Below are 25,244 nucleotides of genomic sequence, written 5' to 3' on the forward strand. Positions count from 1 at the left end.
GACGGTGTCGTACACGGCGGTGACGACCTAGAGTCGCACGGTCGAGCAGGTGCAGCACCGGAAGCACGAAGGAGAGCAGCCGTGAGCAAGTTGCGCGACGAACTCGTGGGCATCTGGTGCGCACTGAGCGAGCGCGAGCGCGGGGAGATTGAGGATCTCGCGCCTGACCTCGCGGAGATCCTCGAACGGCTCACTGGCGACGTGAATCGCGACGCTCTAGGGGCAATGACCTGACTCGTGGTCCAGACGGGTTCGGTGCCCAGATGGTGTCGGTGATCGATCAGGCTGGTAGTTCGTGGTGGAGCTCGGCGATGACCGCGCGACACGCTGAGCAGCCGTCGAGATGGGTGTTGATCGGCGCGGCCTCGCGCTTCGACAGCCCGCCTCGTGCCCAGGCACCGAACTTCGCCGCTGCCCTGCGGCAGTTCGGCGGCCGGCTTTCCGGCGCGGCCACGAACATCTGGAGGTAGGCCTGGCGCAGGCCTTCGCGGGCCCGGTAGGACAGAGCCGACACCCCGTTGGGGGTCAAGCCCAGCAGCGGGGCGGTCGCGGCGGGGGTCAACCCCTCGATCTCGGTGTGCCACAACACTTTCTGCCATCGCTCGGGCAGGTGGGCGAATGCCCGCGCGGCGATGCTGTGCTCCAGCCCGGTGATGGCGGTGTCCGGGAACCGCTCGGAGATCTTCTCCGGGCTGGCCGCGGCGAGCGCGGTGGTCTCGACATCCTCGGTGAGTTCGATCCTGCGAGCGCGCTGGGTCTTGTCGTAGGCGATATGGCGCAGCGTCGTCAGCAGGTACGCGCGGAACGCCGAGTCCGGGCCGCGCCCGTCGCGCAGGATGTCGAGCATCTTGGCGAATGCCTCGGAGACGAGGTCGTCGGCCTCGGTGGCCGAGCGGGCCAGCTGGCGAGCGAGGTTGTTCGCCGCGTTGCGATGCCGGCTGTAGAGCGTGCCGTACGGCCGCAGCTCACCGGCCCGGACGGCGGTGATCAGCTCGGCATCGCTCGGTTCCTCGGCGGTCGGTGCGGTGGGGCAGGACGGGCTGGTCGAAGCGCGGCGGTGGTGGCGTTGACCGGCCGTCCGGCGAACGGCGGCGTGCCGGCTGGGGACGACGGTGGTCGTGTTGCCGTCGGAAGACAGGATGCTGGACATGGCAGGTTCCCCCGGTCTCGGGTGAGGGGCCCTTGTTCCCTCTTGGCGTATGAGAAGCATACGTAATTGGGTTGGCTTAGGTCAACATGGTTGACATAGGTCAAATGGGCGATATCGTGCTCCGGAGGCGAAGCACGGAACGCGCTCGCCATGCACAGCCATCCGGGGGCTCCCCCGAGGCGAGGAGGGTTCATGCCGGATTCGTTAATCCCAGACCTGGTTGGTCTCCCAGAAGCGGCGGCCATGCTGACGCTCTCGCGGCAGGCAGTGCACAAGCTCGCCACCAGCGGCGACCTGCCCGGACAGCAGGTGTCAGGATCGGGCGCCTGGGTGTTCCGGCGCGCGGTGATCGAGGAGCGCGCGAAGCCGATGTCGCTGGAGCGGCTCGTACCGTCGTGGCTCGTGCAAGGCCTCACCAGCAGCACCGCCCCCCAGCGCGTCCTCGCCGGCTACGGGGAACACGCGGGCGGCGAGGACGAGGCACGCCACGCATGGACCGAGATCCTGAAGGCCGCGGCCGATGACGAGGAACTGGCCTTCCTGCTGGGCACGGTCCTGGGCTCGCTGTTCATCCGGGAGCTGAAGCTCGGCTCCTTCTGGCTGGAACTGATCATTCCCGACGACGCGGTGCGACGGCACGTCACGAACCTGGTGGCCGCCGTGGTAGGCGCCCCATCGGCGATCGTGAAATCAGCGGTCGGCCGGACACCCCGCAGCCTGGACCAGGACATCCGCCAACTGGGGGTGCTGCCCGGAATCCTGCGCGAAGCCGACACCCGCGCGCCGGAGGCGATCACGAGACTCGTCATGGGAATGCCGCGGGTGCTGGGCACAAGGTCCGGACGAGCACGCCCGGCGCCGGGGGAGTGGTCCGGCGTGATCCTGACCGCGGACGAGATCGCGCGATCCAGCACGCTCGAGGCAACGGCGGCGCTCTCCCGCGCCATGCAGATGACGATCTCGACCAGCCGAACGGTGAGCTCGAAACTGGCCGACATGGCCACCTCGGCCTACGGGTGGCCGCTGGAATGGCTGTGGCATCACGGAAAGCAGGCGCTCGACGAAGTTCGAGAGATCGTGGACCAGCAGTGCGCGGCTGCCCAGGATGACCTGGCTCGCCGCCGTGCCGAGCACGTGGCCGTCGCGCTTGCGGGCGCTCAGCTGCTCGGCGGGATGGTGGGTGTGCCGATCGTCGAGGCCGCTACCGGCGCGGCGGAGCGCGTTCTGCACGGCGACGAGATGCCCGACCATCGTCAGGCGAAGTAGCGGAAGTAGCGTTTGCCTCGCCCGACAACACGCTCGGCGGCCGAGCTGGCGCGTTCCTCGGCGCCAGGGGTCCACGAATGAGTCCGGTGTGGACGGCCATCGGCGCCTCAGCGTAGATCGAACGGCCTAAGCGCGCCGGATTCACGCCGGTGAGGGCATCGCCGACGACAGCGCGCGTCGATGCCCCCTCCTGCGCTACTTCGGGAGCGAACGGGCCGCGTCCCCCAGGACATGGCGCCGTTGCGGCACTATCACCCTCGATCCTGACGTCCGCCAGCTGGCGCTGCGCAGCACGCGCTACTCCACCAGCCGATCAGCACCGTGCCCTCGATCCGGCACCGCAACTGCACCCAGCGGAGGAAGCAACCGAGCACCACCAGGCCAACAAGACCGTGCCCCTGCGCGAAGAACTCACTCATGCTCTTTCCTCTCTCCCCGCCAGGCGACCCGCTGCCGCCCGGCACGGGAAGAGTGCAGGACTCAGGTACCCGAACTGTCCCCTTACACGCACCCGTACTGTCATACAACGCGCATCCGGCCAGCTCAGCAGGATCGGGGCCGTGCGCGACGGCTGCGGGCGGTTCAGAGGCGGATAGATGGTTTCGACCGCCCGTTCCAGCACGACAGGAGCATGTGCCAGGGCTGTTTTCAGTCCCGCGGATCCCGCGTGACGTTCGTGGATGCGATCGAAATCAGCGTGCTGTGCCGCTGCCCTGGAGCGTGGTGTAGCCCGGGGTTTCGGTTGTTGCGGCGGGAACCCACGACAGGATCCTGGCGTTGCCACGGCGGCGAACCGCCGCGCTGGCCCACGCTTCGATATCGTCGATGTCGCTGGTGTTCGTTCCGGGGTACATGGCGAAGGCGGCGAGCAGCTTCCAGCCGTCGAGGTGCCGCCGGACGATGTGGTGCATGGGGACGCCGGTGGTGAGCGCTCGCCAGCCGACGGGATCGCCGCACCGCGTCCAGGAGTCGCCCGGACCGATGATCTGAACGTCGTGATGCTCGTCGAGTTCGGCGGCGGCCCACGCTTGAGCCTGCTGCGGGGTGAGCTCGGGATCGGCGGTGGCGAGCACCTGCCCGACGACGGTCTCATCGGGACCGTGGTGCACGAGGTAGGTGCCGATGATTTCGGGAACCTCGACGTTGCCGGACAGCGGCTGTTCGGCAACGTCCAGCGCGATCCAGCCGACGACGGCCTTCTCGCTGATCATCATCTGGACGATCTCGAGGTGCGTCCTCGGCGTGTCCGGGACTGCGGCGGTGGTGACGATGAGCATGACACCGCCGAGGTCCCGGACGGCTTCCCGCCAGGGGATATCGCCGGAGCAGGTCCAGCGGATCGGGGAGTCGGCGAAGGAAATCGTGATGTCCCCGATGTTGTTGAGCGACGCGGTGATGTCCGGGATGGGGCGGTCGACGACGTAGTCCTTGCCGGCGGTGCGCAGCCCCATGGAGCGGTAGTGCTGCACGGTGGCGACGCGCCAGCTGCCGTCGGGCTGCTTGTTCAGGTTGATCGATTCGAGATTCGGATTGACCAGGAGAGCGGGCCGGTGATCGTCGGTCATGATGCCGTCGGGACCCTTGCGCTGGAAGGGCATCATGAACGACTGGGTTCGGAACGAGACGAACGCCGCCTGGCCGCTGCGGAACGAGAGCAACTCGCTGTTCCAGGCGGGAGGCCGGCAGCGTTCGTGGTGCAGGCTCGCGCTGGCGAACACGATCATGTCCTCGACGGCGAGGGAGGGCTTGGCGGAGCCGAGTTCCCAGCCGCACGACTGGCAGTCTTGCGGCCAGAGGTTCGCGGCGAGCTCGGCGAGACCCGCCGCCCCGAGTTCGCTGCGGGTGCGCTCGCTGATGAGAAACGGATAGTCCGGCAGGTCCAGAACCCCGTCGGCCGCGGGCCCGGCCGCACCGACGGGCAGTGCGCCCAGTCGGCGGTCCGTGCCCTCGGCGGCGAGGCGTCGTTTACGTAGCCGCTTGCCCTTGCCCATGGTCAGCCTCCCCAGCTCGACACGAGATGATCACCGACTGCGGTCGGTTCGTAACGTACCGATTGTGCCGTAAGAGTCACTCTGTGGTGCGCATTTCCTACCGTTGGATTTTCCGACAGCCCGGAGGATGATGAGGTTGACGATCCGGCAGGGGAGGTGACCAGGGCGATGCCTGCCGACGACGAGGACCACGAGGTGCTTGGCCGCGCGCAGCTGCGGAAGAAGAACCAGATCACGCTGCCGCACGAGGTGCGGGACGTCCTGCACCTGTCCGAGGGCGACGAAGTCGAGTTCACAGTGGAGGCTGACGGCGAGGTCCGGCTGAAGGGCTACACGAAGATTCCGACCGACCAGAGTTGGTTCTGGACCGAGGAATGGCAAGAAGGCGAGAGGCAGGCGAGCGCGGAGATCGCCGCGGGCGGCCTCCCGGTCTACGACGACATCGACGCCATGTTCGCGGACCTGGACTGAACCATGCCGACCTACGCCCCGACGCCGCAGTTCACCCGCGACTTCAAAAAGCTCGAGCAGCAGGCCAAGCAACGGTTCCTGAGCGTGGTCCGGAACGAGTTCGTCCCGGACCTGGCCGCAGGCCGGTTCCGTCCGGGACTGCGGGTCAAGGGTGTCGTGAGCGCGCGGGGCGTGTTCGAGATGACGTGGGCACCCGACGGACGTGCGACCTTCGAGTACGGGAAGGAGAGATCTCCGGGAGATCCGCACGTGATCTGGCGGCGAATCGGAACGCACGCCGTTTTCCAGCAGCCCTGATCAGGGTGCCCGCGAACGCTGAGAATCTGTGGATGTATTGCGCTGTCGGGCATTTGGCCCCTGAGCACGTAGTCGAAGTGCATCTACTGCATGTCGAGCGGCTCGGCGTCCAGCGGCTTGGCTGACTCGCCGATTTTGCCGGTGTCCAGGGTCAGCCGCAAGACATACGGTCCCGTGTTGGGATTAGCGGCGACGGCCCACTCCTGCGGCTCGAAGTCGTAGTCGGCCCCGAGCAAAACTCCCCTGTACGCACTGAAGTAGCGGGCGGCGCGCGCGAACATCGCGTGCAGATCCTCGCCGTCGATCGTGACGAGGTCGACCTGCTGAACGGTGATGTGGGAATCCATACGTGCCAGGGTGGCCGCGGCTGGGTCGGCCGCGCGAGGGATGGCAGGACTTTGTCCTGGAACTGTCGGCCGGAGCGGGTCGGCTGTCCATCGGAGGGAGCGGACAAACCCAGGTCTACGCCGGTCGCGGACTTAAGGGGAAACAGGAAACCGTCGACAGGTGGGCTTGGCGATGGCGAGGCTGGAAGCACTCCCCGGAAGTCCCGGGCAAGCGTTTCGGAGCAAGAGCAAGGGAGTCCACGATGAACACCACGATCACGAACGCCGCAGCGGAAGACCTGGGCACGGGTGAGCCGGTGCGCCACGCGGCCAACGCCGTCCTGTTGGCCCCGGACGCGTCCGGTGCGATGCGCGTCCTGCTGGCCCAGCGGGACCATGCCCCGGACATCGGCATGTGGGGGCTGCCGGGCGGGGTGTGTCAGCCGGGCGAGGCCCCGGCGCAGGTCGCGGTCCGGCGGTGCCGGGAGAAAACTGGCGTCGACGTCGAGATCGAGCAGCTGGTGCATGCCTCGTCCCGGGACGAAGGCCGCGACGACGCCGGACGTCGTGTCACGGTGTCCTACGCCGTCGTGCTGCCCCGGCCGGTCCCGGCCAGCGTCGGCGACATGGTGCGGCAGGTGCGCTGGTGGCCGGTCGCCGAGGCCTTGGCTCAGCCGCTGGCCTTCGACCACCACCGGATTCTCCAGGACGCCGTCAGCGCCGCAGGGCTGCCCGTCGAATAACCCCGTCCCCCTTGCCGGCAGCTTCCTGTGGTTGCCGGCAAGGGGGACGGCGTTCCAGGGACTCGCCTGCGCGGATGAGATGGCGTCGAAGCCATACCCGGCACGGCAAACGGCCTTAAGTACCTAATGACTCGTTTGCGAACCAGAGTTCCGTTGCCGTGCAACGGGTTTAGTGTGCGTAGGGGATATCACCGCCGGCGTCATCTCGGTGGCCAGCCCGATGGTCAGGACTGCCCGCGTATTCGCGGTCGAGCCGCGGGAAGAGCCTCTCCACCGCGATGTCGGCAGCGAATGCCTCGGTGACCTCGGCAGTGAACACCTGAACCTCGCACGGGCCGGTCATGTGGATGAGCATGTCCTCCAGGGCCTTGGCCGCGGCCGCACGGGCCTGGCGCTGCGGGCGGGCCGCCAGCAGCGAGGTCGGTCCCTCGTTGCAGATCACCCGCGCGCACCAGCCGTCGGAGGCCGCTTTCGGGTAGAGCAGGACGACGAAACGGGGCTGATCGGGCATCGGGGCTTCTCCTTCGCGTGATGAGCCGTTCGTCCCTCTGTAGCGCTGGCGTGGCGCCGGTCGGTGCGGCACACGCGAGCTGCCGGGGTGTTGTCGTGTTTTTGGCGCGCCAAGTGCTGCCTTCGCGGGCGACGGTGGTTCACCGGGTGCGTGCCTTCGCGGCGCGGCACGGGGTGCAGCGGCAGTGTTGGCGGTAGGCGTGGGCGGTTCCGTGGTCCAGGGCGGGATCTCGTCCGGCGTCGAGCGCGGCATCGAGTTCGCGGCCGCGGGCGGGGTCGATGCGGGCCTGTGCGTAGAGCCGGTGCGGGGTCAGGTGGTGGCGGGCGGCGGCCTCGCGCACGGGTGTGCCGCGGCGGATCGCGTGCAGCAGCGCTGCCCAGAGGACATCGTCGATGCGAGCGGCCCGGCGGCGCCAGTCGCGGGTGTCGGTGTTGTGCGCGGTCCGGCATGCCGTGCAATGGCAGCCGTAGCGCCAGCGGCTCGCCGTGCCGTGCGGCACCGCCGAGAGGTCCTCGGAGGTCGCGGGAGTCTCGATCTCGGTTTCCCACTGGTCGATCAGTGCGCGCAGGGCTTCGGGGTCGCGGATGCGGACCACCCGCTGCGGGCGTTGCCCGGTGCGTTCGATCGCCCCGACGCGTTCGAGCCAGGCGAGGGCCTGGGCCAGCCGTCGCGTGGCGAGGGAGCCTTTCGGGGCGTAGAGCGCCGCGGCCGGCGAGGCGTCGATGTCGGTGGCGAGTTGTTTCCACATGTGCGTGAGATAGCCCCGGTGCACCACCGGGAGCCGGGCTCCCAGCGCCAGCAGCAGTTCGGCGACGTCGACCTCGACGCTGCCGAGCGGCATGCCGCGGAAGGTGATGCGTTCCTGGGTGTCGGGGGTGGTCATCGTCGGCCCAGGACCTTGTAAACGGACTTGTTCGTCACCTGCCACTGGTCGGCGATCTGTTGCACCGACCAGTTCCGATCGCGCAGGGCCTGGTAGGTCTCGCGGCGGACGGCGGCCAGGACCGAGCGCAGCGCGAGCTCGCGCTCCTCGAGCGCGCGCAGCTGATCGTCGAGGTCGGGCTCGTCCTCGGTGTCCTTGTCGAAGCCGGGGGCGATCCGGTCCTCCGGCGGTGTCGCCGCCAGCCGCCGCGCGGCGGCGACCAGCTGTTCGGCGTGCCAGATCAGCGACTCGGCCGCTGTCGGCGGGGCCGCCACGTCGGCGTGCAGCTCGGCCAGGGGTGCCATCGGGTCGTGCTCGGGATCGCGCATCGGGTCGGCCCTTTCAGGAGCAGCGGAGACCCGAGTTCTACCCTGGGGTAGAAACCTGTGTCCACCCTAGGGTGGAACTTCGTGACGGAAGGGTTGTGACACCCTAATTTAGGGTGCTACGGTGGGGTGGTCAGGTCAGGGAAACCAGTCCCAGACCGCGGCCGGAAAGGAATCCGGACATGCCCACCACGACCAGCTACGGCACCTGGGCCAACGTCTCGCAGTACAGCCTCGACCTCGAGACCAGCGTGAGCGAGGCCTTCGGCGCGGACGGCCCCGAGGGCTTCGACGTCGACGCGATCGTCAGCGACTACCGCGACGCCATCAACGCCGCCCTGCCCGACGGTGTCGCCCTGGCCGGCAACGAGTTCTACGGCCCGGCCTACGACAAGGACTGTCACTTCGACGGCTACCCGCTCAACGAGGACGGCGGCCTGGACCTCAAGGCGATCGTCGACGAGATCGATCTGTTCGCGATCATCGAGCGCCACCAGCTCGCCGAATAGACAACCCCTCGCACGCCGTCGCGGGTCCCGCATCACGGGCCGCGCGGCGGTGTCCTTTCTCTCCCAGGACGGCAGTGATGGCCGAAGCCGAATACACCGACCCGCCCGGCATGCCCGAGGACGAACGCATGACCCCGGCGGAGTTCCGGGTCGTGCGCGAATTCCTCGGCCTGACCGGGGACTGGCTGGCCCAGCACCTGAAGGTCAACCCGCGCACCGTGCGCGCGTGGGAACAGGGCCGCTACCCGATCCCCGACGGCGTCCGGCTGGCGATCGAAGATCTGGAGGCGCGGACCGGCGAGTTCATCGGCGGCTGCGTCGAGAAGCTGCTGGACCTGCCGGATCCCGCCGTCATCACCTACCGGTCCGACACCGAGTACCACGCGGCCAACCCGGACATCGAGATGCCCGCGTCGTGGCACCGGGCCGTGTGCGCGCGGATCGCGCTCGAGGTACCGGGACTGTCGATCGTCTACGCCGATGCCCATGTGGTTGACGGCGCGACCGCGTAGCGCTTCCGAACATGGTTTGTGCTGGTGTTCAGCGGATGAGCTGGATGGGCACGGCGAGGTCGAGCTCGGCCCATGCCTGGTCGGCGGTGACGGCGACGCCGGACAGGTTGCTGGCCACGGCGAGGCAGGCACGGTCACCGAGGGACAGCCCGGCGGAGCGGGTAGTCGGCCAGAGTTTCGCGGCCGCGACCGCGTCGCGCTCGTCGAAGAGCGCGACGCGTACCCCGAGGCTGAGCAGGCCGTTGGCGGCGCCCTCGGGGGAGGGGTGGCCGCGCTGGGCGAGCTTCTGCACGACCTCGGACCAGTTCACCGCGGACACCACAGCGTCGGCCAGGTGCCCGGCGACGACGTCGTGGCCGGGTTCGCGGTAGAGCAGCGCGAGGATCGCGCTGGCGTCCAGAACGGGTGTGGTCACGCGGTGACCTCGCCCTCGCGGGCGGCTTCGGCGCGGCGGTCGGCGAGCAGCTCGTCGACGGCGCTGCCGGTGTGGCCGGCGGCCGCGGCCGCCGCGATCGCCTCGTCCTGCAGGCGGGTCAGCAGGTGCCCGCGTTCCTCGAGAACGACGCGGCCGTCGTCGACGTAGACGACCAGGGTCTGGCCCGGCTCGATTCCGGCGGCGCGGCGAACCTGTGCGGGGATCGTCAGACGACCATCCGATGTGGCCGACACTTCCGCACGTGGGTCGTCTTCTCGTGGCTTCGTCATGCTGACAGCATATCCGCCGAACACTGCTGCGCTCTGCCGAGAGCGCTGAACGTATGCCGGACCTGGTCGCGATACGGCGAACATGCTGGCGGTGCGTCGGTCGGCGCGAAGCCGGAGCATTTGGTCATCCGCACATGGGTTGTGCTGGTGTTCCGCCGGGGGAACGCCCTGGATTTCGCAGCGGTACCGGAAGAGGTTCACGCCATCGGCCCCTTCATCGCACGCTGTGCACGACCAGGCAATTCCCATCTGAAAAGTCGAACGGTCGCACGAGTTCCGACGGGCTGGTCTTTCTGGGCGTCGGTCGTCGCGTCGTTTCCACCGGTTGTCGCGCGGGGCTCTCGCGCGGTGACGGCGTGCTCATAGGCTGCGAATGCGGCTGTTCCAGTGCAGGTGGAGGGGCGGCCTCCTCGGCCAGGAGGAGGCCGCCGTTGTGTTCGCCCGTTCGGGGAGCCGTTGTTGCAAACCGCTCACATCTGAACCCGATTGGACCAACAAAATGACTGTAGGCAGAGCGCGACATTCGGTTCCACCGCGTCGCGGTCGGCGGACGCCTGAACACGGTGAGCGCGCTGTTGAGCGTGCGATCACATCCGGGGTACCGATAGACGAACGGTCGGCACGAGAGACGGCCCGGCTCGCCGGGCGCATCCTGGGGTCCTGGGGGCACACCACCCGCACCCTCGTACTCGGCAGCGTGCTGATCGCCGTCACCTTCGGCGGAATCTGGCTCGCCGGCGTCGACGTCATCGTGGGTCCGGTGCAGATCCGCGGCCGCGCCATCCCCACCTCGACGACACCGACGCCCTGACCGGGGGCCGGAACACGTACGCGAAGCGGGCTCCCGTTGTCGACCGGGGCCCGCTTTGCGGGGTCAGCTCAATCGGCGCCCGTATCGTTCTGTTTCGGCACGGCGGAGAACGACAGCGCCGGTGCGCCGCGGCCGGTGAAGGTCGTCTCGGCGCGGGCGGCGAAGCGGGGGACGGTGCGATGGAAGCGGCCGAAGAACTGCGCGACCGTCTCCTGGGGCCGCTGCAGGGCGGCGAGTTGCTCCTGCAGGCATGTGATGATCGGCCGCTGGTACAGCTCGAACTGGTCGAGCAGGAAGTTGTCCGGGTTGACCGCGTCGATCTCGTACGGATCCAGGGCCGCCGCGGGGAAATCCTTGCGGTTGAAGGTGATGATGACCGCGGCGTTGGCACGCACGGCCGCGGCGAGCACGTGTCGGTCCTTGGGGTCGTTGGTCATCACCGGGATCAGCGGTTCGTAGCCGGTGACCATGGCATCCGGGAAGACCTCGCGCATCATGGCCACCCGCCGTTTCGCCTTGGCCGGGTCGAGGCCGAACTTGCCGATGAGGTTGCGTTCGACCTCGGTCAGGATGTCCTCGGACCACAGCGGTCGGTACGTGCCCGCCTCGGCGAGGCGGAGCAGCAGGTCGGCGAGTCGGATCGGGATGAGCACGTTGGTGTCGAGCAGGGCAGGGAACGGCACCTAGCGAGTATCGACGATCCCGTCGACCAGGTCATCGGTGCCGTCCGCGGCGGCGAGTCCGCTCATCTCGTCCAGCAGTGCCCGCCGGCGTATCCGGCTGTGGTCGCGGTAGTCCAGCAGGTCGGCCAGCTGGACCCGGCGATGACGGCCGGTCTTGGTGTACGGGATCTCGCCTGCCTCGAGGAGCTTGACCAGCGTGGGCCGGGAGATGTTGAGCATGTCTGCCGCCTGCTGGGTGGTCAGGACCGCGTCGAGCGGGGCGATGCTGATGGCCTGGCCCTGGGCCAAGGCCTCGACGACGTCGCGCAAGACCGCGTACACCTCGTCCGGCAGGGTCAACTCGGTGCCGTCCGGGCCGGTGAGCTTCGCCTGGTGGGTGCGCAGGGCCGCGAGGAACCCCTTCAGCTGCTCCCGGGTCCCGGCGGCGGTGGCTTCCGGTGGCAGCACGGTGTGCTGCGTGAGCGTCGAGGTCATGACCATCCGTCCCTTCGGTGCTTCGCGGCTGAGGCGGCCGACCGCTACTGGTGCGCGCCACACTAGCGTAAACGAAATATTCGAAAACGGCTTGGGGATGTGTCGGCCGGCACGTCGATCGCGCAGCTTGCCAGGGGTCCCAGCCTCCTGGCTGATCACCGATCCGGGACGATGGCGGCCATGACCGGACCTGAGCACTACCTCCTGGCAGAACGGTATTTGAGCGAGGCCGACGAACTCGACGAAGGCCCGAAGGCTCAGACCGCGAGAGCTGAGCTGATCTCCCTGGCCCACGTGCACGCAGCGCTCGCGACCGCGGCAGCGATCGCCCTGGCGGCGGAGTCCTCAGGCGCCCACTCCGACAGCGCTGGTCACCCGGCGATGAACAGCGCGGACTTCAACGCCTGGAAGAAGGCCGCCGGTACGGGGCACGCTCACTGATTCGCGAAGTCCGCACATTTGGTCATCCGCACATGGTTTTGGATGCTCGGACGAAGAGCACCAACCCACGGGGAAGGGAAGGCGGCGCCTCCGGATCGCGCTCGCTCAGGGGGCGGTCATGCGGAGCAGGTGTTGCCGGGTCTGCTCGACGTCGCCGAGGGCGCGGTGCCCGCCGCCGTTGCGCAGCCATCGGCGGGAGTGCGCGTGGTCGGAGCGGGGCACCATGACGTCGGCCCAGTGGCTGAGGTCGGCCAGGCGGGTGCGGCGGATGCCGTGCCGGTGGCAGTCGGCGGTGATGACGCCTCGGTCGTAGTCGGCGTTGTATGCCAGCACAATCCGGTCCTTGGTGACGCGTAGGAGTCGCTTGTAGACGGTCGGCCAGTCCGGAACGCCGGGGGCGGTGACCTCGCTGTCAGTGATGCCGTGCACCTCGAACGCGCCGGGCCGGATCGGGACGCCGGGGTTGACGAGGGTGTCGAGCAGGGTCTTGCCGGTGCACGCGTCGATGACGGCGATCTCGCAGATCGCGCCGTGCAGGTCGGTGGTCTCGGTGTCGAGGATGACCGCGGCGCCGGGTTCGAGCATCGCGCGGGCGAACCGGACCGCGGCGCCGGCGGCGGAATGCAGCTGCATGTCGGCCAGGTACTGGTGCACCGCCGGGCGGGCGTGGATCGCGGCGAGCACGTCCGGCTTGGTCGGTCCGCCGTCGACGCGTTCCCAGTCGATCTCCCACACATCCGGGCCGGGCACCCACCAAGCCCACATCTCGACCGAGTGCTCGGCACCGAAATCGCGCAGGAACGCGCGGATCACCTTGGCGCGGGTCGGGGCGCGGCCGCCGACCAGGTCCAGCAGCGGGGATCGTGTGCCCTTCGGGGTCTCGCGGACCTCGGACCAGTTCACGTCCGGCAGGCCGAGCAGCGCGTCGACGTCGCCGATGCGGTAGAGCGGTACCGTCACCGTGCTGTAGCGGCTGATCTCCTTCTCGTGGTGCCGTTTCGGGGTGAGCCACCCGGCCTCGACGCAGATATCGAAGTGTCGCCGGTCGACGTCGAGGATCGCGGCGGCCTGGTCGGCGGTCACCACTCGATCTGCGCGCAGTTCCTCGTCACCGACCAGGGCGTCCACGTCGGCGCGGGCGATGCGACGCAGCCGGACCTCGATTCCGCGATCGGCGATGACCGTGTCCAGTTCGCGGTAGTGCCAGCCCAGCACCGCCGCGGCCTCGTCGAGCGACAACGACCGCTCCAGCCACGCCGCGCGCTCGTCGAGCACCGGCCGCACCTGCTCCAGCGTCAAGGCGTCGATATCGGACGGCGCGTACAGGTCGTAGGAACGGCCCTTCTTCACGTACACATCGACCACGGCCAGGTGGCCCGCCGCGGCGAGGGCGACGATGTCGGCGGGCTCCACGTCCAGGCCCAGCCGCTCACCAAGCCGGTCCGCGCACCGGCCGGCGCCGATCGGATGTTCAGCACCGAACCTCTCGACGATCACGGGCACCAGCTGACGTACCGCGTCGAGCTGCTCAGGCAGCCAGCCGCGAGCGTGCCCCGGCTGGGGCAGCATCCCGGCGGCTTCCGCGCGCTCGAACTGCCACCGAGCCAGCCCAACCTCGTCGGCCAAGACCAGGGGACCGTAGTAGCTACGGGTACTTGCCGTCATCGGGTGGGGAGCCTTCCTGCTCGGCGATCAGTTCGTGTTCTGCCACTGTCGGTGACGAGTGTGGCGGCAGCCACCGACAATTCCGGGCGCCGGCGGCATCGGGTTGCGTCGGGCTCGCTCGTACCCAGTTCCGCGCGGACCTGGTCGGGGTGCGCGGCTCCAGGCCTTCAAGAAGTTGGGTGGGCTGGCCCCGGGGAGATGTGACCTCCGGAGACGGCGATGAGTTCAGCGAGCTGGGGATGGTAGCCGCCGAAGGCGCAGCGGTTGAATCGCGTGAGTGCGCGGACGAGCCCGGTCCGGTCGGCGAAGCCAGCCAGGTCGGTCGATTCGGTGGCGACGACCAGGCCGATGCCATGCTTGGGGCCGAGCGTGGCGATCGTCTCGGCGGCTTCGGCCGTAGCCGGATCACACAGGACGTGCTGGGCGTCGTCGAGGACCACGATCACGCCGCGTTGTCCGCGGGGCATGGGCATGGGTTCTTCGCTGCGGTGGACGGCACGGACCTTGGTAGCGAGTCCGCGGAGGAAATCGGTGGTGGCGGCGATGTCGGTCATGTTCGGTACCGCGGTGACGCGATCGAAGGCGTTCCATTGGTTCCGGCCGAGGGGATCGGCGATGGCCACGCCGAACACCGCGGCGTGCAGGGCCTCGAAGACCACGATCCGCAGCGCGTTGGTTTTGCCGGTCCTCGGGGGGCCGGTGATCAGCCCGTTCGTCATTTCGGTGCCGGGAATGTCGAGCTGCCAGTAAGCCGGCCCGTCCTGCCCGGTGCCGATCCGGCATCGGCCGGTGGCCGCGTCATAGGTCGGCTGCCGGTGAGGTACGGACGCGGGTCGCCAGTCGGCGGAGTCGGCCTCGTGGGCGAAGGCGAGATCGGATTCGATCAGCAGGGTGGGCTGGGAGATGTCCGGTGCGGGCTCGGTGGTGTTGAGCGGAACGGTCGCCAAGGCGATGTCCCCGGCCCGCAGCACTCGTTTGATCTGTTCGGGGTTGTCCATGCTGTAGGGGTCGAACGCGGTCGAGACTCCGAGGACGACCTGACCGGCCCGGCGGATGGTGCCTGCATCCGGGATGGGCACCGGCCATTGCAGATTCCCGTACTGCACGATGACGCGATCCTCGAGCAACCAGGCGGATACCGTTCCTCGCCGGGATGCCTCCGGCGTGGGAAGCCGTCCGTTCTGCGGCGGCAGAAGCCCCAGCGGGCGAAGTCCGGCCACGGTCGTGGCGCGGTAGCTGTCGCCCTCGCGGGCGAACGAAACCAATTCGAGCGACGGATTGATCAGTACCGTCGGGAGAAACGGGTCCCGGGCGGGATTCCCGAACGGCACCACCACAAAACGGAAATGCGTTGAGGTGTACCGCTGAGCCAGGTCGAGAGGATGCGCGGTCCAACGCTGCCGTTGACATCCCTGGTGGTGCAACGACGCGGTCACTTCGAACAGATCTTCCACGACCACGACGGCGGGCGGGTCCTCGCCCAGCTGGCCACCGCACGTCTGGCAGAGAACAGGCCACAAATTGCGGCTCAATTCCTCGAGTCCGTCGCGACCGAATTCCAAGCGGGTGTACGGATCGGCCAGCAGCGTGCGCAGCGCCACGCCGAGCACCTCCTTTGTCGCGAGCACGTCTCCACCAGTATCGGCCATTACCACGACAGTTCGGGTCCGGTACGTGCTGCGAAGAGGGTGTACGTGAGCCTGACGGGGGAATCGCGCTGCGCCATCCCGGTCGCATCGCGCGCATCGGCCGGATTCCGCCGAGGAAATGTCGGGGTCGGCTGCCAGCATGAACATCATGACGAAGCCCCAGGGACCGGTGCGCCGCGCTGGCGAGATCTGGACGGAGGAGGACAACCAGCTGCTGATCGAAGGACTGCGGACGGGACTCCAGCTGGAGGAGATCGCCGCCCGGCTTCGCCGCGGCACTGCGGCGGTCGGCTCGCATTGCCGCCAGCTGATGCCGCCCGGTGAGCGCCGAACTGCGGCCGCGGCCGAGCAGTGGCTGCGCGCACAACTCGCCGACGATCCGGACTTCGACTGGCGTGCGCAACTGCGCGCGGCGGCCGAACGTACAGGCAGTTTCTACTGGGACACCGCGGCCGACGACACGGTGCGGTCCGGTTGGGAACAGCGACGGCCGCTGGCCGAGCTGGTCGCGGCGACCGGCGCCAGCGAACTCGAGGTGGCGCGCCGGACGCTGCAACTGGGCCTGGCCGAGTCCACCACCGACGTCGCGCAGCGCCTCGGCTGCGCCCCGGATGGCACCCTCGCCCTGCGGGTCAGGATGAGCATCGACCGCGCCGCGGCTGCGGTGTGGATTCTGATCGTGGACGGCCTCGCTGTCGGCGGGCAACGCGCCCGGCCCCTGGAAACCGAGGAAACCGGCCGGATCCATCGCCACATCTCCACGCACACCGACCAGGACGACGCCGAGGTCACCCTCGATCGTCTGCTGACCGCTCAGCTGGAGAAGAAAGGCCACCTCGACGGCGTCACCGTCACCATCGCCGAACGCACCGTCGGCGAAGTCGGCGGCGACACCCACCACTACCGCCCCGAAAACCCGGCGCCAGACCACGAGGCCAGCGATCCAATAGCGGCGCCTGATCGACACCGGTTGGGTACACCCTAGGGTTGCCACAGTAAACCCTAGGGTGTACGGTGAGGGTATGGCCGACGAAACCCAAACCCAGTCCAGGCAGCACACCATCCTCCGTCTGTGGGGCACCTACGAGGCGCACACCCAGGCCGCTCAGGAACACCTGCGGATGGCGCTGGCGCATCCCGACGTCCTCGCCGCGGAAGCTCGCGCCGAAGCGGCAGAAGGCGGTTACGAGTACAGGCCCGATCACCTGAGCTCCGACCAGTACCAGGCAGCGGCCGCCGTGGAGTCGCAGCTCGCGGCAGCGGCCGCCACCGCCATGCAGGCGCTCGCCGCCCACTGGGCTACACCGGGGGACCGGTGACCACCCCGGCCGGCGACGGCGCGGCGCGGCCTCGCACGGTGGCCGAGCTGATCGAGGCGCTGCAGCGATTCATCACGCTGCCCGCGCTGGACCGCGCCGCCCAAAGCCCGTCGCTGATCGAGGCGACCAAGGCCGTGATGGCCGCCGAGCGGTCCACCGCCATGATCGAGGCGACCAACCCGGCCACCGCGGGCCACCTGTCCCACGGCGAACTCGCCCGGCGTCTGGGCGTCACCAAACCGCTGATCGGCAAGACGATCGCGCGCGTGCCCGTCGCCTTCGCGATGCGCGATGAGACCGGCCGGTGGTACGGCGATCCCAACCTGCCGGTCACCGAATCCTGGGACTACCCGCTGACCGGCCGCTTCAAGCCGGCCGACGTGTACAACCCGCTGCACAGGCAGCTCCTGATCCTGCGGTGCGCGGCCCTGCCCGAGGACCAGACCGTCACTCCCTACGCCGCGCACGTGCGGGCCGAGGACAGCCGGGAATTCGCCGTCCGCGTCACCGAACAGGTTCGGGATGCCATGTTCGGTCCACCGATCACCGGAACACCGGAACGTATCGCCTGGGAGCGACGGCGGGACCAACGCAAACGCGACCTCGACGGAGAGGACTGATCCTCACCGACGCTCCAGCAGCCTGCTGCTGGGCCCGGAGAATCCCGGAGCCGTGCGGCCACGGCGCCGTCCGCTACGAGCAGGGATGGATGCGCGGCTGTGCGCCGTCGGCGACCCGGCCTCCCGCATCGGGAACTCCCGGTGCAGCGATCGGCACGAGAGGCCTTCTCGCCAGGATCGTCCTCACGCGAACGGTGCAAGAAGTTTGACATGTAAAATCGCTTTACATACGTTGCCCTGGTGAGCATGTCACGTGACCAGGCGATGGCGGCGCTGCGCACCTGGGCAGCCCCGGGAGCGCGAGCTCGGTTGATCGCAGCCGCCTGGCGAGCTGGGGAAACGAACATCGCGGCCCTCGCCGCGGCCGCCCGGATCAGCCGCCCCACCGTCTACGCGGACCTGAAGTCGCAAGACATCGTCATCAGCGCCAGGAAGGACGTCCGGCACATGAACGCACCCACCGTCGAACAGGAACTGAACCGCCACGGGAAGAAACCGCAGGCGCGGTTCCAGTTCCAGGGCATCTCCGCGCAGCAGCACGCCGCCAACCTGCTGCTGAGCTTCTACCCGGCGGCCTCGGGACACAAGGCCGACCAGGTCGCCTACGTCGCCCGGGAACTCGGCCGCACCACGGCTCGGTATCTTCCCGAGGAAGGCCAGTGGATCGACCCGGGTCACGACGAGGCGGTCGCGGCGATCGATCCCCTGGTGCTTGAGCACTTCGCCGACCTCGACCTTCCCGACCACGTCCGGGCCGCCATGTGGAAGGCCTGCCGCGCCATCGTCACCGAACATCGCCACCACGTCCTGTTCAAGGCCGGAGCGTTGCCGTGTGACACCTGCGAGGGCCTGGGCTGGACCCGCGACGCGGCCGACGGTCCCATACCCTGCCCAGCCGGATGCGACGACGGCATCCAGCCCCCATCCCCGCCAGCGTGACGGCACCGCAGGCCCGCTGATGCCTGTCCCCGAATCCGGCTCGGGTCCGGTCGACGATGCTGCCCGGCGAGCCGCGGCGAAACAGGTGGCCGCGCACGCACACCAGGTTGCCGGTCGACGTCGTCGACCTGGCCGCTGGGCCCCGCTGAAGCGGTGGCTCGTCGGCGGCACGCGGATACGGCGCCGGACCGGCTGGCCGGCTTCGGCGCCGATGCTGTCGGACCAGCCGTGGCAGGACAGGCCGTCGTGGGAGCGGGAGGGCTGGCGCGAGCGTGTCGCGTTCCTCGAGGGCGAGGAGGTTTTCGGCGTCGACTACGTCATCTGCGGCCGCTGCCGCTGTGGCTGGGTCGAGCAGCCATCCACGCAGGAGCCATATCGAGGGTGCGGCCTGGCCCGCGCCGGGCTTGCCGCGCTGCGCGCCGAGAACCCCGGCCTCGCCTGGTACACCCTCGGCGGCCACCTGCGCGACGCACGGCCATTTTGGGCGGCGATCAGCGCCGACGTTCCCGGCGGCTACCGACCGCAGCCGTTGTGCGGCCACTTTTCCTGACCCACGCGCGCCGGATCGTCGCCGGGGACATCTCGCTCGCCGACGCGCTCGTCTGGTCGGCCTCGCCGACAGGTAACCCCACAACGATCTCCATGACGTTTCGTGAACGCGCGCGGATCGCGGCCGCCCCGATTGCGCCACGGCAGTGACCCGGCGGGTCCCTGCGCCGGCGTCACCGCATCCGGCGAATCCGGCTGACCGATGACACCGGCGCGGCTACCATCTGGGGGTAAGGGGGTTGATCCGCTATCGAGTTCCGCGGTGTCGCACCGACCGCTTGACGAACTCCCCGACGATCGGGTCGTCGACCAGCTCGGCCGTCAGGTCGGGTGTGAACTCCTCGCGATGGCGCCGCGTGTAACGCCGCCGCCGGCAAAGCGGGTCACAGTGACGGCGCCCGCGGCCCCGTGATTTTTTGCCCATGATCTTCCGCCTTTCGGACTTGGCCAGCACTTGCTGTGCTGGGTCATGTCCCCAAAAACCTGTTCTGGCAGAACTATGTCCGCAGAGCTCGCTTTCGAACTCCTTCGCGGCAGGCGCCCCGGCAGCGATCGTGTAGTGGCAGCGGCCAGGTCTACGGTGACGCGACGGATGCTCGGTCGTCTCGATCGGATGTACTTGAGCCGCCCGACCTGGGATCCTGGGGGCCCGGGCTCTGCTGGATGTTCCGCTGCGAACGGAGCTGCGATGACCAACCCCGAGCAGTCGGACGGGGACGTGCTCCAGGCCATGCTGCAAGCCGAGCTCGTCGGAGAGCGCGCGACCGTGGAGATCGGGCCGTTCAGTGCCATGCTGCTGATCGCGTCCATCCAATACGCACTCCGGAACAACGCCCTGCCCGGTGGTCCGAACATCGCCGAGGCTGCCTTCGGATCGGTGCTCAACCAGCTAAACGACATGATCACCCGGTACCCCGGCGCCATGAACATCGTCCAGTCGCAGCATCCGCGCCCGTCCTGATTCGGTGGCGTTGCCAGGCAGGAGCGTCCCGCCGATCGCGTATCGAACAGCGATCCTGTTCCGGACGTGACGTCCCTGGCTGTGGGCGTACGCCACATTGACAGGACGTCCGCACCGAGTGACGATGCTCCACAAGAAGTCGAACATACGTACGATGAATGTGGAAGCCTGCTCCAGGTGTGGCCGGCCGTCGTGACCTTCCCCGCACGGACGTCCGGGTCCTGGAGTCGGTTCGTGCCCGGCGGGGGAGGTGGTTGCAGGTGACGGTCGCTGCAGAGGATGCCGTGGCCCGCCTGGCCGCGCTGCCAGGTGTGCGGACAGCATCCGCGCTCGCCGCCGCGCGGAGTTCGGCGTCCGCGAGCGGGGAGGCACTTCCCGTGCCGGGCTCGCTGACGTCACTGCTTGAGCTGCGTCGCGGAACGACCGTGGCAGTGCACGGATCGACCTCGTTGTTGCTCGCCCTGCTTGCCGGGGCCACCGCCGCCGGGTCGTGGGCCGCCGTGGTCGGGATGCCGTCCCTTGGCCTGGCGGCCGCCAGCGAACTCGGTGTCACGCTGCCCCGGCTGGTGCTGGTGCCGCGGCCGGGCGGAGATCTGACGACGGTGGTCGGGGCACTGCTGGACGGTCTCGATCTTGTGGTGCTGGGACGGTCGGTGTGCCAGACGCTGCCGGCGTCGACGGCGCAACGACTGGCCCGTCGGGCGCGCTCCCGGAACGCGCTGTTGCTGGCGGCCGGTGCGTGGCCGGGCGCCGATCAGCAGCTGCGCTGCGGACCTGGTCGCTGGGTCGGCGGCGCGAGCGACGGGCGCGGTCGCCTCGAGTACCGCGAGATCGTCGTGTACCGGGATGGGAGAGGAAGCGCCGCCGCCGGAGCGTCCGTTCCGCTGCGGTTGCCCGGTCCCGGCGGCGGGCTCGAACGACAACCGGGCACTGGCGCGAGCGAGAGCCCGGGGGATCGGGAAGTGGCGGGCTAGACGCGGATGTCGCAGCAGACACAGAATTTCCACTCCACCCGAATGCTCGTGTTGTGGTGTCCGGACTGGCCCGTTGTCGCCGCGGCCGCCGTCGCCGGCGTGCCGGTCGCCGCGCCTGCCGCGGCCTTTCACGCGAACCGGGTTGTCGCATGTTCCCCGGCGGCTCGTGAACGCGGTGTCGTGCGGGGCATGCGCCGGCGGGAGGCGCAGGCCCGCTGTCCCGACCTGGCCGTACTCACCCACGATCCCGACCGGGATGCCCGCGTCTTCGAGAACGTCGCGACCGCGGTCGAGAAGCGCGCCCCCGGCGTGGAAGTGGTGCGCGCAGGACTCGTGGCGCTCCCGATCGCTGGAGCAGCGACCTACCACGGCGGCGAGCCGGAGCTCGCCGAGCTGCTGATCGATCACGTCGCGGCCGACGCGGGCGTCGAGGCCCAAGTCGGGGCCGCCGACAGCCTCTTCGGCGCGATCCTCGCCGCCCGGACCCGCGGCGGAACCATCGTTGCCCCCGGTTCCACGGCGTCGTTCCTTGCCACGCAGTCGCTGGACGAACTGGACCAGCCCGGTTCCGGCCGGGCCGACCTCGTCGATCTGCTGCGACGGCTCGGCATGACGCGACTGGGCGATTTCGCGAAACTGCCGGAAAGCGCGGTCGCCGGCCGGTTCGGTCGGGACGGAGTGATGGCGCACCGGCTCGCCCGAGGCCTGTCCGAACGACCTCCCGTGCGGCGCCGCCCGCCGCCAGAGCTCGTAGTGCAGCAGGAGTTCGATCCGCCGATGGATCGCGTCGACGTCGTGGCCTTCGCCTCCAAGACGCTCGGGACGCGGCTGCACACCCTGCTCGGCGGGCACGGCCTGGCCTGCACCCAGCTGGCGATCCAGGCCACCACCGAGACCGGGGAAAGCCTTACCCGGGTGTGGCGGACGACGGAATTGCTGACGGCGCAAGGGATATCCGATCGGCTGCGCTGGCAGGTCGAGGGCTGGTTGCAACGTCGCGACGAGCAAGACCGCCCGAGCTCCGGGATCGCCACGCTGCGGCTGGCACCCGAGGAGATTGTCGGCGGCGGATCGTTGCAGCAGGCGCTGCCCACCGCCGGAGGGCGTCCCGACGCCGCCGATCGCGCGGGCCGCGCGCTGGTGCGCGTCCAGGGCATCCTCGGCCCGGACGGCGTGGTCACCGCGGTGCTCGGTGGCGGCCGCGGACCGGCCGAGCGAGTCCAGTACGTGCCCTGGGGCGATCCGTACGACCCGCACGACGACCGACCCTGGCCCGGTCGCCTGCCCGCACCGTCCCCGGCCACCGTGCCCGAGCGGCCGTGGCCGGTCGAAGTCCACGACGCCGACGGCGTCCCGGTCGGCCTTACCGGCCGCGTCCAGCTGACCCATCCACCCCGGACCGTCACGCTGGAGGGGCGAGCGGCCAGCGAGATCGAGTCCTGGGCAGGCCCGTGGCCCTCCGTCCTGAAGGGACAGGACGCAGGTCACAGCGGCCGCGTCGTCAGAATCCAGGTGGTGCTCGAAGACGAGCGAGGCGAGGGGGACGTCGCGCTGCTGCTGTGCGGCCAGGCCACCGGGGACGCTCTGCAGTGGACGGTCGAAGGCCTCTACGACTGAGCCGTCGTGGCCCAGCGCGTTGTAAGGAGAGGAAACACGAGGTGTCGCAGGACATGGAAACCGCCGCGGCCGAGGCCATCCTGGCCGAGGCGGCGCGGCAGGCGGTTCGCCGCGCGGAGACCGAGACCGAGCCGGAGGAGGCCGCGCGAATCGTGCGCGAGAACAGCATCCGTCACGAGGCGAAGACGGTGGCCAGGGCAGTTCTGCAGTCCAAGACCGGTGTGAGCCAGGAGAGCCTGCCCTGGCCATACCGCAGCGCGATCGCGAACGTCGCCGCCCGGTACTTCTGGCAATCCGGCATCCGGCCGGGGATCGTCCTCCAGAACCTGGACGAGGTTCCGCTCCGGCGCGAGGACGCCACCAGCCCCGAACCGTCCGCACCGGGCTTTCCGTAGCCGGACATCCAGCCGGGCCACCATGCTCAAGCGGTGGTTGGGGTGGATACCGTGTATCCACCCCAACCACCAAGAGGGGTCAATGACGGCGCCTTGCCGCAGCTCCTGCGCGGAGGCTCGCGTCGTGAGGAGGGGCTCCACGCCGGTGCCAGGTGCTGGTGCCGTGGCCGGGCGAGTGGCAGCACCTCGAGGCCGCCGACTTTCACGCAGGGCTCTGGGATCACGCACGAAAGACGGAAGGAGTGCTCCGGCGCGGCTTCTTCTTCGCCGCGAGGACCTCGGCGACGATCTCGGCAAGATCGTGCTCATCCAGATCATCGTTGCGCTTCGGCCGCTCGAAATGGCCGCCGCTGCCGTCGACGAACTCCAGATCGAAGCGTTGCTTCCGTTCGTTGATCGTCCCTCGAACGAGCCCGATGTTGACCGTGTCGTCTAGCACTTCCCCTTCTTCGTCCAGCATCGGCTCCTCGTCCAGAACTGACTCCTTCGAATTCCGTAGCGAGAAGTCGCAGAGCACCACGTCGAGGCCACCCCGCGTCAGGGCCCAGGCCTGGGTCCGGTCGACAGTGGTGTGCCAGCCGCGAGTCCACATGGCGGCCTTGACGCGCTTCCACACCCGGTCGGAATAGCCGGCCCCGCGGAGGTAAACCGTGGCCGGCATGACCGGCGGCTGGGGAGCGGCCTTTTCCGGTGCCGCGTTGATGATGTCGTAGATCCGGTTTTTGTTTTTCGTGCCGAGCAGGCGGGTGATGGATGTGGGTGTGGCTTCCCGCGCCGCGACGACCTCTCGGATGGTCTGACGAAAATGGGCTTCAGCGGCCTCCTTGTTCAGGTTGGCGCTGAGGATGCGTTGCTTGGCCCATTTGGTGAGGATGGGCGGTGGCGGTGCCATCGTGATCTCCTGATCATGTTGGTCGGCGACACGTAGCGCGCCGGGCGATCTGGTCATTGTGTCTTCTGTGGACATCGACGAACTCGTTGATACGACGACCTCACGCTGATCGCCGTGCCGTCCAAACCGGCTACCGACGTCGCGCCCTGGGTAGCCGGCGACGACGTCGTCGCCCACGCCATCGGTGTCGCCGGCGCGGATGAGCTCGATCACCGTGGTCGACCCGAGCGTCGGTGCCCAGCCGCCTGGAACGTGGTCCCCATCTCGTCGATTCCCTTCGTCGTCCGGTTCAGATGCCCGCGCTGTCGTGGGGGTCGACGTGGCAGTCGCAGGGAGCGCAGGAGTGCAGCGGCCCGGTTTCGCAACCACCGCAGACGTCACACGGCACACACCTGCCCGCGGCACGGTCGGCGAAGCGGCGGTCGTACCGGAGGATCTCGAACGAGCGCTGGGTCGCCATCTCATGCAGCGTGCCGGCCAGCTCGACGAGCAGCTCAGGGATCCGGGCCGCGGACTTCCGGAGGTCCTCGAGCTTGAGACCCCGGTGCTCACCGAGCTCGTCGATGTCCTCGGCGTCAGCATCGCCGGCGCTGCAGGCGGTGGATTCCCAGCGTGCGGCGTCCGCGTAGGCCTCGGCCAGTTGCCGATGCACCTCGCGGACCCGCCGGGACCACAACGTCGCCGGGAACACGTCGATGTCCTCGATGGCCGGCAGGTCTGGCCGGAGCTCGGCGCGCCACACGTCGCCGGCGGCCTGGCCGACGAGAACGGGGATGTCGCCGGCGGACTCCAGGTTGCGGGCGGTGACGGCCCGGCGGCCCCGCAGCTCGCGCAGAGCATGCACGGTGGCACGCAGGTAGTCGGCCGCCAGCAGCATGTGCACCTCGGCGGCCGCCGCCGCGGAGGAGTCGGCCTGCTGCTGGGTGTGGTGCGCCAGCCAGCTCGACGGCGCACGATCGGCGTCGTCGGGATCGAACGGCGCCGGCGCGTAGACGCCGGGAGCCCGGCGTAGCCGGATCCCGCGGGCCTCGAGGCGGGTCTGGTCACGCTGGTGGGCGGCGACCAGGAGGGCGTGGGCGATGTCCTCCAGCCACCGCTGTGCAGTGGGGTGCAGCAACGGCGCGGGGACGACGCCGGCCGCGGTGGTGTCGAGGCTCATCGGCTGCTCCTGTCATCGGGCTCTGTGGTGCGCGCGAGGACGAGGTAGCCGGCCAGCACATGCGACGCCGCGGTGGAGTAGAGACTGCCGGCGGGGGCGCCGACATCGATGATCGCGTATTCGAGCCCGCCTTCGAAGGCGGCTCCGAGCTCGCCGGCCGCGGGACGCGAGCCATCACTGCGCCGGGTGATCGTGTACTGCTCGAGCAGGGACCGGGCCGCGCCGATGATCGGCACCGGCTGGCCGGTATTGGCCGCGACGTTCTTCGCGGCGCTGAACGCGGCTCCGAGAGCCTCAGCGCTGATCTCGTCGGTGGTGGTTGTCATCAAGGTCTCCGTGCAGGTCGAGTGCCGCCCAACCGCGGGAA

The 25,244-nt window shown here is 69.1% G+C and carries 33 protein-coding genes; 17 read left to right on the top strand and 16 right to left on the bottom strand.

What is annotated here, in order from left to right:
• Nucleotides 1–81: 81 nt before the first annotated feature.
• Entirely contained in the window at nucleotides 82–234 is a 153-nt protein-coding gene (locus tag ACFW0G_RS21665) for a hypothetical protein (protein WP_378327154.1), read from the top strand.
• Nucleotides 235–280: 46 nt separating this feature from the next.
• Here ACFW0G_RS21665 and ACFW0G_RS21670 read toward each other — a convergent pair whose 3' ends face one another.
• The gene (locus ACFW0G_RS21670; protein WP_378327155.1) at nucleotides 281–1,150 is read right to left on the bottom strand and encodes a sigma-70 family RNA polymerase sigma factor; all 870 of its coding nucleotides are present in this window, start codon (nucleotides 1,148–1,150) and stop codon (nucleotides 281–283) included.
• A gap of 192 nt (nucleotides 1,151–1,342) precedes the next feature.
• On the opposite strand from ACFW0G_RS21670, the gene ACFW0G_RS21675 reads away from it, so the two are divergent.
• Nucleotides 1,343–2,416 (top strand): helix-turn-helix transcriptional regulator, encoded by a 1,074-nt coding sequence (locus ACFW0G_RS21675; RefSeq protein ID WP_378327156.1) that lies wholly within the window; start codon nucleotides 1,343–1,345, stop codon nucleotides 2,414–2,416.
• 251 nt (nucleotides 2,417–2,667) lie between these two features.
• Here the strand turns inward: ACFW0G_RS21675 and ACFW0G_RS21680 are convergent, their stop codons facing one another.
• Nucleotides 2,668–2,835: a hypothetical protein gene (locus ACFW0G_RS21680; protein ID WP_378327157.1), complete on the bottom strand. Its 168-nt coding sequence runs from the start codon at nucleotides 2,833–2,835 to the stop codon at nucleotides 2,668–2,670.
• Between the two features lie 273 nt (nucleotides 2,836–3,108).
• Nucleotides 3,109–4,407, bottom strand: a complete 1,299-nt coding sequence (locus tag ACFW0G_RS21685) for a hypothetical protein (RefSeq protein ID WP_378327158.1) — start codon at nucleotides 4,405–4,407, stop codon at nucleotides 3,109–3,111.
• 168 nt (nucleotides 4,408–4,575) lie between these two features.
• Here ACFW0G_RS21685 and ACFW0G_RS21690 point away from each other — a divergent pair, with 168 nt between their 5' ends.
• Nucleotides 4,576–4,878, top strand: a complete 303-nt coding sequence (locus ACFW0G_RS21690) for an AbrB/MazE/SpoVT family DNA-binding domain-containing protein (protein WP_378327159.1) — start codon at nucleotides 4,576–4,578, stop codon at nucleotides 4,876–4,878.
• 3 nt (nucleotides 4,879–4,881) lie between these two features.
• Nucleotides 4,882–5,175: a hypothetical protein gene (locus ACFW0G_RS21695; RefSeq protein ID WP_378327160.1), complete on the top strand. Its 294-nt coding sequence runs from the start codon at nucleotides 4,882–4,884 to the stop codon at nucleotides 5,173–5,175.
• 83 nt (nucleotides 5,176–5,258) lie between these two features.
• On the opposite strand, the gene ACFW0G_RS21700 is transcribed toward ACFW0G_RS21695, so the two are convergent.
• Nucleotides 5,259–5,522, bottom strand: a complete 264-nt coding sequence (locus ACFW0G_RS21700) for a hypothetical protein (RefSeq protein WP_378327161.1) — start codon at nucleotides 5,520–5,522, stop codon at nucleotides 5,259–5,261.
• A gap of 242 nt (nucleotides 5,523–5,764) precedes the next feature.
• Between ACFW0G_RS21700 and ACFW0G_RS21705 the strand changes: the two genes are divergently transcribed.
• Complete coding sequence (locus tag ACFW0G_RS21705; protein WP_378327162.1) at nucleotides 5,765–6,244, top strand: NUDIX domain-containing protein; 480 nt, start codon at nucleotides 5,765–5,767, stop codon at nucleotides 6,242–6,244.
• Nucleotides 6,245–6,413: 169 nt separating this feature from the next.
• On the opposite strand, the gene ACFW0G_RS21710 is transcribed toward ACFW0G_RS21705, so the two are convergent.
• The 3 genes from ACFW0G_RS21710 to ACFW0G_RS21720 all read right to left on the bottom strand — a co-directional run bounded on the left by ACFW0G_RS21710 (nucleotide 6,414) and on the right by ACFW0G_RS21720 (nucleotide 8,006).
• Nucleotides 6,414–6,755, bottom strand: coding sequence for a hypothetical protein (locus ACFW0G_RS21710; RefSeq protein ID WP_378327163.1), 342 nt, complete (start codon nucleotides 6,753–6,755; stop codon nucleotides 6,414–6,416).
• 139 nt (nucleotides 6,756–6,894) lie between these two features.
• A complete protein-coding gene (locus ACFW0G_RS21715; RefSeq protein WP_378327164.1) occupies nucleotides 6,895–7,638 on the bottom strand; it encodes a hypothetical protein in 744 nt (247 codons plus the stop codon).
• Nucleotides 7,635–8,006 carry a hypothetical protein gene (locus tag ACFW0G_RS21720; protein WP_378327165.1) on the bottom strand — a complete coding sequence of 124 codons (372 nt, stop codon included), beginning with the start codon at nucleotides 8,004–8,006 and terminating at the stop codon, nucleotides 7,635–7,637. Before ACFW0G_RS21720 ends, ACFW0G_RS21715 begins: the two co-directional genes overlap by 4 nt.
• A gap of 179 nt (nucleotides 8,007–8,185) precedes the next feature.
• On the opposite strand from ACFW0G_RS21720, the gene ACFW0G_RS21725 reads away from it, so the two are divergent.
• Nucleotides 8,186–8,512, top strand: coding sequence for a hypothetical protein (locus ACFW0G_RS21725; protein ID WP_378327166.1), 327 nt, complete (start codon nucleotides 8,186–8,188; stop codon nucleotides 8,510–8,512).
• Nucleotides 8,513–8,589: 77 nt separating this feature from the next.
• The gene (locus ACFW0G_RS21730; RefSeq protein ID WP_378327167.1) at nucleotides 8,590–9,024 is read left to right on the top strand and encodes a helix-turn-helix domain-containing protein; all 435 of its coding nucleotides are present in this window, start codon (nucleotides 8,590–8,592) and stop codon (nucleotides 9,022–9,024) included.
• Nucleotides 9,025–9,052: 28 nt separating this feature from the next.
• On the opposite strand, the gene ACFW0G_RS21735 is transcribed toward ACFW0G_RS21730, so the two are convergent.
• The 4 genes from ACFW0G_RS21735 to ACFW0G_RS21750 form a co-directional block, all read right to left on the bottom strand.
• Nucleotides 9,053–9,439, bottom strand: coding sequence for a type II toxin-antitoxin system VapC family toxin (locus ACFW0G_RS21735; RefSeq protein WP_378327168.1), 387 nt, complete (start codon nucleotides 9,437–9,439; stop codon nucleotides 9,053–9,055).
• A complete protein-coding gene (locus tag ACFW0G_RS21740; protein WP_378327169.1) occupies nucleotides 9,436–9,729 on the bottom strand; it encodes an AbrB/MazE/SpoVT family DNA-binding domain-containing protein in 294 nt (97 codons plus the stop codon). Before ACFW0G_RS21740 ends, ACFW0G_RS21735 begins: the two co-directional genes overlap by 4 nt.
• An 879-nt stretch (nucleotides 9,730–10,608) precedes the next feature.
• On the bottom strand, nucleotides 10,609–11,223 hold the full coding sequence (locus tag ACFW0G_RS21745; protein ID WP_378327170.1) for a PIN domain-containing protein: 615 nt from the start codon (nucleotides 11,221–11,223) through the stop codon (nucleotides 10,609–10,611).
• Nucleotides 11,224–11,697 carry a helix-turn-helix domain-containing protein gene (locus ACFW0G_RS21750; RefSeq protein WP_378327171.1) on the bottom strand — a complete coding sequence of 158 codons (474 nt, stop codon included), beginning with the start codon at nucleotides 11,695–11,697 and terminating at the stop codon, nucleotides 11,224–11,226.
• Nucleotides 11,698–11,877: 180 nt separating this feature from the next.
• Between ACFW0G_RS21750 and ACFW0G_RS21755 the strand changes: the two genes are divergently transcribed.
• The gene (locus ACFW0G_RS21755; RefSeq protein ID WP_378327172.1) at nucleotides 11,878–12,138 is read left to right on the top strand and encodes a hypothetical protein; all 261 of its coding nucleotides are present in this window, start codon (nucleotides 11,878–11,880) and stop codon (nucleotides 12,136–12,138) included.
• Between the two features lie 105 nt (nucleotides 12,139–12,243).
• Here the strand turns inward: ACFW0G_RS21755 and ACFW0G_RS21760 are convergent, their stop codons facing one another.
• Both ACFW0G_RS21760 and ACFW0G_RS21765 read right to left on the bottom strand, forming a co-directional pair.
• A complete protein-coding gene (locus ACFW0G_RS21760) occupies nucleotides 12,244–13,764 on the bottom strand; it encodes an exonuclease domain-containing protein (RefSeq protein WP_378327173.1) in 1,521 nt (506 codons plus the stop codon).
• A gap of 206 nt (nucleotides 13,765–13,970) precedes the next feature.
• Nucleotides 13,971–15,602 (bottom strand): hypothetical protein, encoded by a 1,632-nt coding sequence (locus ACFW0G_RS21765; RefSeq protein WP_378327174.1) that lies wholly within the window; start codon nucleotides 15,600–15,602, stop codon nucleotides 13,971–13,973.
• Here ACFW0G_RS21765 and ACFW0G_RS21770 point away from each other — a divergent pair.
• The 9 genes from ACFW0G_RS21770 to ACFW0G_RS21810 all read left to right on the top strand — a co-directional run bounded on the left by ACFW0G_RS21770 (nucleotide 15,601) and on the right by ACFW0G_RS21810 (nucleotide 22,826).
• Nucleotides 15,601–16,437 carry a hypothetical protein gene (locus tag ACFW0G_RS21770; protein ID WP_378327175.1) on the top strand — a complete coding sequence of 279 codons (837 nt, stop codon included), beginning with the start codon at nucleotides 15,601–15,603 and terminating at the stop codon, nucleotides 16,435–16,437. The two genes, ACFW0G_RS21765 and ACFW0G_RS21770, sit on opposite strands and share 2 nt — an antisense overlap.
• Nucleotides 16,438–16,474: 37 nt before the next feature.
• Entirely contained in the window at nucleotides 16,475–16,771 is a 297-nt protein-coding gene (locus ACFW0G_RS21775; RefSeq protein WP_378327176.1) for a hypothetical protein, read from the top strand.
• 38 nt (nucleotides 16,772–16,809) lie between these two features.
• The gene (locus tag ACFW0G_RS21780) at nucleotides 16,810–17,391 is read left to right on the top strand and encodes a hypothetical protein (RefSeq protein WP_378327177.1); all 582 of its coding nucleotides are present in this window, start codon (nucleotides 16,810–16,812) and stop codon (nucleotides 17,389–17,391) included.
• Between the two features lie 240 nt (nucleotides 17,392–17,631).
• On the top strand, nucleotides 17,632–18,330 hold the full coding sequence (locus tag ACFW0G_RS21785) for a hypothetical protein (protein ID WP_378327178.1): 699 nt from the start codon (nucleotides 17,632–17,634) through the stop codon (nucleotides 18,328–18,330).
• Between the two features lie 19 nt (nucleotides 18,331–18,349).
• Entirely contained in the window at nucleotides 18,350–18,880 is a 531-nt protein-coding gene (locus ACFW0G_RS21790) for a hypothetical protein (RefSeq protein WP_378327179.1), read from the top strand.
• 687 nt (nucleotides 18,881–19,567) lie between these two features.
• The gene (locus ACFW0G_RS21795) at nucleotides 19,568–19,840 is read left to right on the top strand and encodes a hypothetical protein (protein WP_378327180.1); all 273 of its coding nucleotides are present in this window, start codon (nucleotides 19,568–19,570) and stop codon (nucleotides 19,838–19,840) included.
• A 260-nt stretch (nucleotides 19,841–20,100) separates the two neighbouring features.
• Nucleotides 20,101–20,814 carry a hypothetical protein gene (locus ACFW0G_RS21800; RefSeq protein ID WP_378327181.1) on the top strand — a complete coding sequence of 238 codons (714 nt, stop codon included), beginning with the start codon at nucleotides 20,101–20,103 and terminating at the stop codon, nucleotides 20,812–20,814.
• A gap of 42 nt (nucleotides 20,815–20,856) precedes the next feature.
• Entirely contained in the window at nucleotides 20,857–22,431 is a 1,575-nt protein-coding gene (locus tag ACFW0G_RS21805; RefSeq protein ID WP_378327182.1) for a DNA polymerase Y family protein, read from the top strand.
• 41 nt (nucleotides 22,432–22,472) lie between these two features.
• Nucleotides 22,473–22,826 carry a hypothetical protein gene (locus ACFW0G_RS21810; protein WP_378327183.1) on the top strand — a complete coding sequence of 118 codons (354 nt, stop codon included), beginning with the start codon at nucleotides 22,473–22,475 and terminating at the stop codon, nucleotides 22,824–22,826.
• A 220-nt stretch (nucleotides 22,827–23,046) separates the two neighbouring features.
• On the opposite strand, the gene ACFW0G_RS21815 is transcribed toward ACFW0G_RS21810, so the two are convergent.
• From ACFW0G_RS21815 to ACFW0G_RS21825, 3 genes are all read right to left on the bottom strand, one after another.
• On the bottom strand, nucleotides 23,047–23,931 hold the full coding sequence (locus ACFW0G_RS21815) for a hypothetical protein (protein WP_378327184.1): 885 nt from the start codon (nucleotides 23,929–23,931) through the stop codon (nucleotides 23,047–23,049).
• Between the two features lie 76 nt (nucleotides 23,932–24,007).
• A complete protein-coding gene (locus ACFW0G_RS21820) occupies nucleotides 24,008–24,877 on the bottom strand; it encodes a hypothetical protein (protein WP_378327185.1) in 870 nt (289 codons plus the stop codon).
• Nucleotides 24,874–25,203, bottom strand: coding sequence for a hypothetical protein (locus tag ACFW0G_RS21825; RefSeq protein WP_378327186.1), 330 nt, complete (start codon nucleotides 25,201–25,203; stop codon nucleotides 24,874–24,876). Before ACFW0G_RS21825 ends, ACFW0G_RS21820 begins: the two co-directional genes overlap by 4 nt.
• Nucleotides 25,204–25,244 lie beyond the last annotated feature (41 nt).

It is taken from the genome of Amycolatopsis sp. NPDC058986 (assembly GCF_042741125.1).
Classification (GTDB): Bacteria; Actinomycetota; Actinomycetes; order Mycobacteriales; family Pseudonocardiaceae; genus Amycolatopsis.